The following is a 1,418-nucleotide window of genomic DNA, read 5'->3' on the forward strand; positions in this document are numbered from 1 at the left end:
GGCATTTCCGCAGCAATGATGCGGTCGCGGGCATCTTCAAATGCCTGTGTCAGCGGTCCGGACAGCGGGATTTTCACTACCTCCACAGGAAGACGATTTTTTCTTAGCCTGCCCTGATGGTCATGCCCTGTTGCAAAACGCGCTTCAGGAAGACACCTCAGAACATGCCAGCGGCCATTCGCCAGTTGCTGAACAAATGCCCCCCGGAAAAAGTATTTTCCCACTCTCAGTCCTTCACCAGCACGCCGCCGTGTTGTGTTCAGTTTGATGGCGGGCGGATTGCCCCGGTTAACGCGGATCCTGGCCGTCATTTTTCCTGACGGACTGGCTTTAAACACCCGGACACGCTGACGTACCAGTTTCAGGGGGATCCCTTTCACCTGGTTATCGCCCGCAACGGTATTCCCGGCAACCTGCCGGGTGGCAACCGAGACCGCTTTCTGTGCCACACGGTTTATCGCCCATGCGCTGGCCTGTGGCACCATACGGGTATCAAGGCTGTTCAGATTGCGGATGGCATTCTCAAGCCCCTTCATAATATCGTCCTGCCCTTACGTTTCCCGGCAGCCCCTCACGCCGCAACCGGATATAACTACATCCGCCATCATCAGGGGTGATACGATCCACACAGAAAGACTCACGACCAATCATCAGCGAATCATTGCGACACAGCCGTAAAATATCTGCTGTTTTCACAAACAGGGATGGTAAAGAGTCTTCAATACGCACACCGCCGGCCACCAGAGAAATATTTTCAGGATCATCAAAAACCCCGGAAATCATGATCCCTTTTAGCCGGCCTGACGTAATGACCGCTCTAATCCCCATATTGCGAATAATGGCCTTGTCTGCGAGATCAAGTGCAACATCAAACAGATTATCGAAATCAGCCACGCTGCCTCCCGTTATTGCATTCTGGCCAGGCCACGTTCTGTCATTCCGGCTGCCACACCGGCAAAGACACGGAACGCCATTCCCGGCGGCACAAATGCCAGAGGTTCATCCCGCGTGGCATGAAGTGCATCGGTATGCAGCGTCACCAGTGCCACGACTGTAACCAGATCATCCATATTCTGAATCACGGTCTCCGGCTGCGCTGATATCACCTCATTTTCATGTCCGGTCAGCGCATTTTCCGGGTGGGCAGACTTATCCCGGATGTCAGTGTCATCCATATTGGCAAGTTCCTCCTCCAGCTCAGCCACACGCTGCGCAATATCTGCTGCGCTTCCCGAGATATCCGGCTCACGTCCCAGCGATGCTGCCAGTTCTCTCAGACGTTTCAGGTTATCGTCTTTCTTTGCCATATCTGTTCCTGTCCGAATAAAAAACGGGAGCCCGCCGTTACTTTATTCGTACCCCTTATAATGGGGTGTTAGCCAGCCAGACCCGGCATGATTACTGCCCCCAGTCGTCCA

At 53.8% G+C, this 1,418-nt stretch carries 3 protein-coding genes; all 3 read right to left on the reverse strand.

Translation table 11 applies throughout. The features are described from left to right. Nucleotides 1–536: phage tail protein (locus tag ABZJ92_RS21820; RefSeq protein WP_353765463.1), on the reverse strand; the 536-nt coding region annotated here is incomplete at its 3' end. Next, entirely contained in the window at nucleotides 523–894 is a 372-nt protein-coding gene (locus ABZJ92_RS21825) for a head-tail joining protein (RefSeq protein WP_000753026.1), read from the reverse strand. The genes ABZJ92_RS21820 and ABZJ92_RS21825, both read right to left, overlap by 14 nt. Nucleotides 895–905: 11 nt before the next feature. Then, the gene (gpFI, locus tag ABZJ92_RS21830; protein WP_001074423.1) at nucleotides 906–1,307 is read right to left on the reverse strand and encodes a DNA-packaging protein FI; all 402 of its coding nucleotides are present in this window, start codon (nucleotides 1,305–1,307) and stop codon (nucleotides 906–908) included. Nucleotides 1,308–1,418: the final 111 nt, after the last annotated feature.

It is taken from the genome of Shigella sp. FJ200513, assembly GCF_040495915.1.
Classification (GTDB): Bacteria; Pseudomonadota; Gammaproteobacteria; order Enterobacterales; family Enterobacteriaceae; genus ECMA0423.